At 36.6% G+C, this 8,362-nt stretch carries 8 protein-coding genes; 5 read left to right on the plus strand and 3 right to left on the minus strand.

All coding sequences use genetic code 11. The features are described from left to right. The first annotated feature begins 11 nt into the window (after positions 1-11). Positions 12-1,154 carry a T9SS type A sorting domain-containing protein gene (locus EIY84_RS06190; protein WP_124641293.1) on the plus strand — a complete coding sequence of 381 codons (1,143 nt, stop codon included), beginning with the start codon at positions 12-14 and terminating at the stop codon, positions 1,152-1,154. A gap of 70 nt (positions 1,155-1,224) precedes the next feature. Here the strand turns inward: EIY84_RS06190 and EIY84_RS06195 are convergent, their stop codons facing one another. From EIY84_RS06195 to panD, 3 genes are all read right to left on the minus strand, one after another. Further along, complete coding sequence (locus tag EIY84_RS06195; protein ID WP_124641295.1) at positions 1,225-2,661, minus strand: sodium:solute symporter; 1,437 nt, start codon at positions 2,659-2,661, stop codon at positions 1,225-1,227. 104 nt (positions 2,662-2,765) lie between these two features. Continuing rightward, positions 2,766-3,782 carry a lysylphosphatidylglycerol synthase transmembrane domain-containing protein gene (locus EIY84_RS06200; protein ID WP_124641297.1) on the minus strand — a complete coding sequence of 339 codons (1,017 nt, stop codon included), beginning with the start codon at positions 3,780-3,782 and terminating at the stop codon, positions 2,766-2,768. Positions 3,783-3,801: 19 nt separating this feature from the next. Then, entirely contained in the window at positions 3,802-4,152 is a 351-nt protein-coding gene (gene panD / locus EIY84_RS06205; RefSeq protein ID WP_124641299.1) for an aspartate 1-decarboxylase, read from the minus strand. Positions 4,153-4,545: 393 nt separating this feature from the next. Between panD and EIY84_RS06210 the strand changes: the two genes are divergently transcribed. The 4 genes from EIY84_RS06210 to EIY84_RS06225 all read left to right on the plus strand — a co-directional run bounded on the left by EIY84_RS06210 (position 4,546) and on the right by EIY84_RS06225 (position 8,163). Beyond that, positions 4,546-4,836 carry an HU family DNA-binding protein gene (locus EIY84_RS06210; protein WP_124641301.1) on the plus strand — a complete coding sequence of 97 codons (291 nt, stop codon included), beginning with the start codon at positions 4,546-4,548 and terminating at the stop codon, positions 4,834-4,836. Between the two features lie 146 nt (positions 4,837-4,982). Beyond that, positions 4,983-6,188 carry a pyridoxal phosphate-dependent aminotransferase gene (locus tag EIY84_RS06215; RefSeq protein WP_124641303.1) on the plus strand — a complete coding sequence of 402 codons (1,206 nt, stop codon included), beginning with the start codon at positions 4,983-4,985 and terminating at the stop codon, positions 6,186-6,188. Positions 6,189-6,278: 90 nt separating this feature from the next. After that, positions 6,279-7,298: a UDP-N-acetylmuramate dehydrogenase gene (gene murB / locus EIY84_RS06220; RefSeq protein WP_124641305.1), complete on the plus strand. Its 1,020-nt coding sequence runs from the start codon at positions 6,279-6,281 to the stop codon at positions 7,296-7,298. Between the two features lie 163 nt (positions 7,299-7,461). Beyond that, on the plus strand, positions 7,462-8,163 hold the full coding sequence (locus EIY84_RS06225; protein WP_124641307.1) for a GLPGLI family protein: 702 nt from the start codon (positions 7,462-7,464) through the stop codon (positions 8,161-8,163). Positions 8,164-8,362: the final 199 nt, after the last annotated feature.

The raw sequence follows: 8,362 nt of genomic DNA on the forward strand, positions 1-8,362 counted from the left end.
AATTAACAATTATGAAAAAACTTTTACTATCACTTCCGTTGTTGGCTTTGGGGCTACAGGTACAGGCACAGCAAGAGATTTATGCACTTACCGGATTGCAAAGTCCAAATATTATTTTCAAAGATTTTCGTGCTTTGGACATGCGCAACGGTCAGACTTCAGCCGTGATTTTTTCATCAGATTCTACTCCTAATGTTATTTCAGATACCAGAAAAGTGAAAGTGGATGAGGTGAAAAATTCCTACAACAATGCCCAAGCTTCTGCCATTGCAACTTTGGCATTGGACGGGAATAATTTGGTCTATACACCCATGTATTCCACCAATTTTTATGCGTTGGATCTCAAAACGAAACAAATAACCTTAATCGAAAATAGTGTTGCCAAATCCATGGCTTGCGATATCAACTCGCATTTTACCAGAATGGCAACGGGTACAGACGGTGCGATTTATACCCTTAACAATTCCGGCTCTCAGTTGCTGAAGATTTCCAACATCAACGGGAAATACGAGGTGAAGGATTTGGGTGAGGTTAGCAATGATGTTTCCAATGGAGATCATAATTTCAAAATAATGACTGTGGGTTATGGTGGAGATATGGTTGCCGATACCGATAACAATTTTTACATTTTTGCGGCTTCTGGAAATGTATTCAAGCTAAATACCAACGACAGAGTTCTAAAATATTGGGGTAAAGTTACTGGATTGCCGGAAAATTATTCTCTAAACGGAGCTGCGGTCAATGAAAATGGAGAAGTCGTGGTGGGATCGGCCAAAGGTGGAGATTTGTACGAAGTAAACTTCAATAACTTAACTGCTCACGCCATCTATGGCGGTGTTCAGCATCAGATTTATGATTTGGCAAGCAAGCATTTTATTGGTGAAAATAAAGGAGAAGTGTCTTTGGTTCAAAACGATATTTATCCTACGAAAGTAACCGATGGTAACATCAACATACAGTTAGAACCTTCATTGACCAAATCATTGATTAAGGTGGAAGTCTTCAATACTGTGGGAACAAAAGTTGTGGAAAAAACGCTTAACACCGGACGAAGAATGTCGCTTTTAGGACTGACACAAGGTGTTTACATCGTGAATGTATTGGGTGAAAAAGGAGAAACCCTCATTGCAAAAAAAGTGTTGCTTGCTCGTTAATCTTTATCAATAATAAATAATAAGCCTTCCGATATTTGGAAGGCTTTTGTATTTCTGAAAGAATTTTTTATTATTTTTTACGAATTAACCACAATCCAAAGAAGGTGATCAGTCCGTTGATGATTAACAATTCCAAACCAATTTTGAATTCACCAAAAATACTTTCTTGATACTTATCAATGATGAACGAAACCACCGGTGCAGCAATGCAAATAAACGGTACAAGCTTGTCTTTTACTTTGTATTTGGTGAAAATTCCAAAGGCAAACAATCCCAAAAGCGGACCGTATGTGAAGCCTGCAAGTTTCAAGATTAGCCCAATCATGGAATTGTCATTAATCAATTTGAAAATAATCACCATGATCAAAAAAGCAACCGCCACCAAAAGATGCGTTCTTTTTCTGAATTTTTCCTTTTTGGCGTTGTCCCAATCTTTTTCTTTCAATCCATAAATATCGATGCAAAGAGATGAGGTAAGCGCTGTCATGGCGCCATCAGCACTCGGGAATAATGCGGATATCAGTGCGATAATAAAAATAATGGAAATGATAGGAGGCATGTGGTTAAGGGCGATCTCTGGGAAGAGCTGGTCTCCTGTAAGGGTTAGGTTTTCTTGTGCGCCGTACAAATGCAATAGTCCACCCATGAAAAGGAAAAGGGAGATTACGACCAGTAATATGAAGCCTAAAGTGACCATATTTTTTTGAGAATCTTTCAACTTGGTTACGGAAAGAGATTTTTGCATCATTTCTTGGTCGATACCGGTCATTGTTATGGTTATGAAAGCACCTGCCAATACTTGTTTTAGGAAAAATGCTTTGCTGTTAATGTCCGGATTGATTATTTCTGTGTAACCCTGACCGTGCATGGCAGAAATACTTTCGAAAAAATTAAGCCCCAAATGATTCATCATGTACACGGAGCAGATGATTAAACCCAACAACATACAAGTGGTCTGCAGCGTATCGGTCCATACAATTGTTTTTACTCCACCTTCATAAGTGTACAAAATAATCATGGCCAAAATAACTAAAGTAGTCACTATAAACGGAACTCCTAGGCTTTCTAAAATGGCAACTTGCAAAATGTTGACCACCAAGTACAGCCTCGCTGTGGCGCCAACCAATCGGGATACGATAAAGATCCAAGCGCCGGACTTGTAGGAAAGTTGTCCCATTCGGTGTTGCAAGTAACCGTAAATGGAGGTCAGCTGCAATCGATAATAGAGTGGGAGTAGGATATAGGCGATAACGATATAACCTACGAGGTAACCAATGGTAATTTGTAAGTAATGGAACTTGTCGGCACCTACCGCTCCAGGGACGGAAACGAATGTGACACCAGAGAGCGAAGTTCCTATCATCCCAAATGCGACCAGCATCCAGTTGGATTTTCTATTTCCGATAAAGAAACTGTCGTTGTTGCTGCCTTTTCCGGTTTTTAAAGCCACGACGAGCAATAAAACAAAATAGGCAATGATAATGGCGAGTAAAATGAAGGGATTCATACAGTCTCATTTTTTTAAGATGAGCAAATATATGTTTTTTGTTTGGAAAATTTTAACAAAAAAACGACCGTTTCTACGGAGACGGTCGTGGTTTATGCGGTATATTAAGATTTGTTTGTAGCTTTTTCTCTGGCTTTTGCTAGAATTGGGATAGAGATCAGTCCCATGATGAGCATAATGACCAATTGCATGGTGTGTGACAAAAAAGCGTAGGAAAGTCCAATTTCAGCACCTTCTTCAAAAGATTTTCCTAACGAAAGAAAAAGCGCACCGATCCCTAATTTTAGAGCAAAATGAAATGCACCAATCCCACCAGAAGCAGGAACAATCATGCCCAAAGTCCCAACAACGATGATGAAAAGTCCATCTGCAGGAGAAAAATGGCTGGTCTCTGGAAGGGCAAAACAAACAAGGTAGGCGGCAAAATAATAACTCATCCAGATCCCAATGGTGTATAAGATGAATTTTGTCTTTTGTTTCAACTTGAAAATGGATGTCAGACCCATAAATATCCCGTCGATAAAATGGATGATTTTGGCAATGAAACCGTATTTCAAGAAATGCTTTTTAAATTTAAAAAATAAAAATGTCCCAAGGGTGAAAATAAGGATGAAGGCAATAAAAATATTCGGATTGAATTTGAATCCCGACTGGGTGTAAAAGGCTAAAATAGCATCGTACTTAAAGGCTAAGGTGAAACCTAAAAAAATAAGCATGCAAACCAAATCGATCACTCTTTCCAAAATGATAGTTCCAAAAGATTTGTCCACAGGTACTTTTTCTACTCCGAATAGCGCGGTAGATCTTGCCAATTCGCCACTTCTCGGGATGGTCAGGTTCATCAGGTACCCGAAAGATATGGTCCAAAGAGAGTTGGAATTGGAAATTTGATGTCCCAACGGTTCCAGCAGCAGGTTCCAACGGACAGCCCTGAGCCAATAAGCCAATAAGCCAAATGCCGATGCTGCAATAATCCAAAAGTAATTGGCTTTACTAACCGATTCTAGAATTTTGTCAAATTCCAATCCTCTCAATGCCAACCACATGAAAACCACGGCAAAGACTAACGAAATGGAGATGGTAAGTAGGGACTTTGCTTTGTTGTTTTTTGGATCAGTCATGGATTTTTGGATCGTCGAATTATTTTAAAAGATTGGTTCTTTCGTTCGGGAAAACGATTTTTGGATGAAAGTTCTGGGCTTCTTCAGGGGTCATTTGAGCATAGGCGATGATGATGACAATGTCGCCTTTTTGAACTTTTCTGGCAGCAGGACCATTCAGGCAAATTTCACCTGAACCTCTTTTTCCTTTTATGGCATAGGTGTCGAAGCGCTCTCCATTGTCCACATTGACAATGTACACCCTTTCGCCCACCATAATTCCTGATGCATCCAATAAGTCCTCATCTATTGTAATGCTCCCGATGTAGTCTAAGTCAGAGGCGGTTACCTTTACTCTGTGAATCTTAGATTTAAAAACTTCAATTAACATGGCGCAAATTTACTATATTTTGTAAAACTATGGTAAATGTTTAACGATTAATCTTCATTTTAATAGGGTATTTTTAGTTCAATAAACCAAGAGGATAAGGTGATTGTTGTGCTTTAAAATACAGATTGTGGTCGTCGTGTTTTAAATTATGGATTTGATAATTCACAATAAAATGCTCTTATATCTTGTAAATATGCGAGATATGGTGATTATTTGTGAATGAAAACGCTTTAAATCAGAGTACTTTCACAATTGTTAAAATTATAGAAAATGTTAAAATAAATCTTAAAACATGTGTTAATTATTATTTTTATTTAAAATGTTTGCGTATTCCGAAAATTGTTTTACATTTGTCTTAAACAACACGGACAAATCAAAAATAAATATTGTATTATGAACAAAACAGAACTAATCGATGCAATGGCAAAAGATGCCGGAATTACTAAAGTAGCTGCTAAAGCGGCATTGGAATCTTTTATGTCTAATGTTACTGCTACTTTGAAGAAAAAAGAGGGTAAGGTTTCTCTAATTGGATTTGGTACTTTTTCAGTTACTGAAAGAGCGGCAAGACAAGGGATCAATCCTGCAACCAAGAAGCCTATTAAAATTGCTGCTAAAAAAGTAGCGAAGTTTAAGGCAGGTGCCGAGTTGGCGAACGCTGTAGCCGGTGCTAAGAAAAAATAAATTTGATTTTAGGATTTATATGTGTAAGGTCTCTATCTCAGGATAGGGACTTTTTTATGAAAGATCCTGAAGAAGCCATCGCTATTCTTGATTTTCATGATTTGGAATTAACAAAAATTAACTATTTTTGCAAAAAATTTTTCAAAATGCCAAAAATTTCAAATCGTGCCTTGCACATGCCGGCTTCTCCCATGAGAAAACTGATCCCGTATGCTTTGAAAGCAAAGAAAAACGGAACTAAAGTGTATCACTTAAATATTGGTCAGCCGGATATTGAAACTCCAGAAACGGCCTTGAATGCCATTAAAAACAATTCATTAAAGATCTATGAATATGCTCTTTCTGAAGGAAATTTGGATTACAGAACAGCATTGAAAAATTATTATCACGGTTTGGGCTTTACCGATTTGTTAACCGATAATTTTATAGTAACCAACGGCGGGTCAGAGGCATTGAGCTTTGCTCTGTCCACCCTTTGTGATGATGGCGATGAAGTGATTATTCCGGAACCGTATTATGCGAATTATAACGGATTTACAAGTAATTTTAACATCAATGTGGTGGCCATTCCTTCGACCATTAACGAAGGTTTTGCATTGCCACCGATGGAGGAGTTTGAAAAGAAAATTACCGATAAAACCCGTGCAATCATCATTTGCAACCCTGGAAATCCCACCGGTTACCTTTATACCAAAGAAGAATTGCAAAAACTTGCAGACATAGCATTGAAATACGATATCGTGGTGATTTCTGATGAAGTGTACCGCGAGTATGTTTACGGTGAAGAAAAACAAGTGTCAATGTTGGCTTTCCCGGAATTGGCGGAAAACTGCATCATCATCGATTCCGAATCGAAGAGATACAGCATGTGTGGAGCACGAATTGGTTGCATGATTACGCGATCCAAAAAAATTCACGATACGGCGATGTTGTTCGCTCAGGCAAGGCTAAGTCCAGTGTTGTTAGGACAAATTGCTGCCGCAGCTGCACATGAAAACGATACCGAATACATTGCAAAAGTTAGAGCCGAATACAAACACAGAAGAGATACTTTGGTGGAATTAATGAATCAAATCCCCGGTGTGATCTGTCCAAAACCAAAAGGTGCTTTTTATTGCGTAGCCGAATTGCCGGTTGACGATACCGATAAATTTGCAAAATGGTTGCTGGAAAGCTATTCCAAAGACAATGAAACCGTAATGGTAGCTCCAATGAGCGGGTTTTACAGCAATCCGAAATTGGGTAAAAAGCAAATTCGTGTGGCCTATGTGCTGAAGGAAGAAGACTTGGTACGAAGTGTAGAACTGCTTTCCGATGCCTTGATTCAATACAAAGAAATTGAACATAAATAAATGACCAACGGGCTTCGGCCCGTTTTTTTTTGTATTATTATTTCTGTATTCTAATATTATTTTTTTTACTTTAGCCCTAGTTTTTTTATTATGAAGATTCACGAAAATTATCCCTTAAAATCTCTAAATACTTTTGGTGTTGATGTTACTGCAAATTATTTTGCTGAAGTAAGTACTGTTGAAGATTTACGGATCGCTTTAGATTTTGCAGAACAAAATTCTCATTCTACTTTGTTTTTGGGAGGTGGGAGCAATGTTTTGTTTACCAAAAATTACAACGGATTGGTGGTGAAACTGAATCTGAAAGGGATATCGGAAAAAATAATTTCAGAGTCTGAAGTTTTAGTAAGCGCACAAGCTGGTGAAAACTGGCATGAATTTGTGCAATTCTGCCTTCAAAAAAATTATGGAGGCTTAGAAAATCTTTCGCTCATCCCAGGAAATGTCGGGACTTGTCCCATGCAAAACATCGGTGCGTATGGAGTGGAGATAAAAGATGTTTTGCATTCTTGTAAAGCTTTGAATTTGAAAACAAAGGAAATTGTAGAATTCACAAATGCGGAATGCAATTTTGGGTATCGAGATTCTATTTTTAAAACTGAAAGAAAAGGTGATTTTGTACTCTTGGAAGTTTGTTTTAAACTCACCACCAAAAATCACATCATTCATTCGGAATACGGTGCTATAAAATCCGAACTGGAGAAAATGAATGTCGTTCAACCAACGATTCAGCAAGTTTCAGAAGCTGTGATTGCCATCAGACAAAGCAAGTTGCCCAATCCAAAGGAGATTGGGAATGCCGGTAGCTTTTTTAAAAATCCTACAATTTCAGAAGACGATTTTGAACGATTAAAACAAGAATTCCCGACAATTCCCGGGTATCCAAATGCAAGTGGAGTGAAGTTGGCGGCAGGTTGGCTGATCGAGCAAGCCGGTTGGAAGGGTAAACAAATCGGAAATGTAGCCAGTCATCATCTACAAGCTTTGGTCCTTGTCAATAAAACCGGATTGGCGACCGGAAAGGAGATTTATGATTTTTCCAGCCGTATTATCGAAGATGTTAAAGAAAAGTTTTCGGTTCAATTGGAACGGGAAGTGAACATTGTATAATTCTTAAAAGTCTTTTTTTCAAAAGACAGCTTCAAAACGAAAACAGATGTCTGTATTGCTGTTTTCCAGGTAAATCAAGATACCAAGAAAAAATGAAAGATTTAAAAATTGGATAAATTCAATGAGGTTGACCTTATCGGACAGCTTCTTTAAAATATAAAATATGATGAAGATAGTAATTATTTATTTCTGTATGACAATCTTTTCTTTTGTAAATGGACAAAATTTTGAGGTTACATATAAAGTGAAATTGCGCAGTGAAATCCATGAAATGTATTATAAACTAATTATTGACGGTGATAATTCGGATTTCTTTTTAATTACCAAAAAAAATGAACTAGCTGATAATTTAGGAATTAAAACTGATAAAAGAATTAATACTTGCAGGAGAAAAGACAGTCTTTTTATCATATCTAATGAAGTTGATTTTTATTTAAAAGCCATATTGCCTCAAAAAATTCAATGGGAAATTCAAAAAGAAAATAGTAATATTGTTGAGAATAATTTCAATTTGCACGAAGCAATATCAATTTATAATGATAAAAAAGTCAAAGCTTTTTTCATAAAAGATATTAACTTACCTGAAGGACCATTCATTTTCAAAGGTTTGCCGGGCTTAATTTACTCTATTGAAAATGAAAATTATTCATTTCAATTAGTAGAAATCAAAAAGGGTAATGAAAGTGTTTTGAAATTTCCAAAAAATAAAATTAAAATAATCAGTCTTGAAAAATATAAAGAATATAGAAAACAAATGAAAATAAAAGAAGGGAAAATGTTGAATGAAGTAATAAAATTACTTGATATGAAAGATGCAAAAGCTTCAGATTTTTCAGTTGATGAACCGTTAATCCAAATTTTATAAAAAATGAAAAACAAATCTTATACAAAATTATTGATGATCACTTTGAGTGTTTTATGTATTGTTTTTTACATAGAACTTGTTTAATGTTTCCTAATCAAAATACAACAGAATGCGAGCAGATGAAAATCCCTCCAATGTTTTTCTTTAGTTTCATATCGTATTAATAGCGCTTTAAAGCTATCTATCCAAGCGTTCATTC

It is taken from the genome of Amniculibacterium aquaticum (assembly GCF_003852705.1).
GTDB lineage: Bacteria > Bacteroidota > Bacteroidia > Flavobacteriales > Weeksellaceae > Amniculibacterium > Amniculibacterium aquaticum.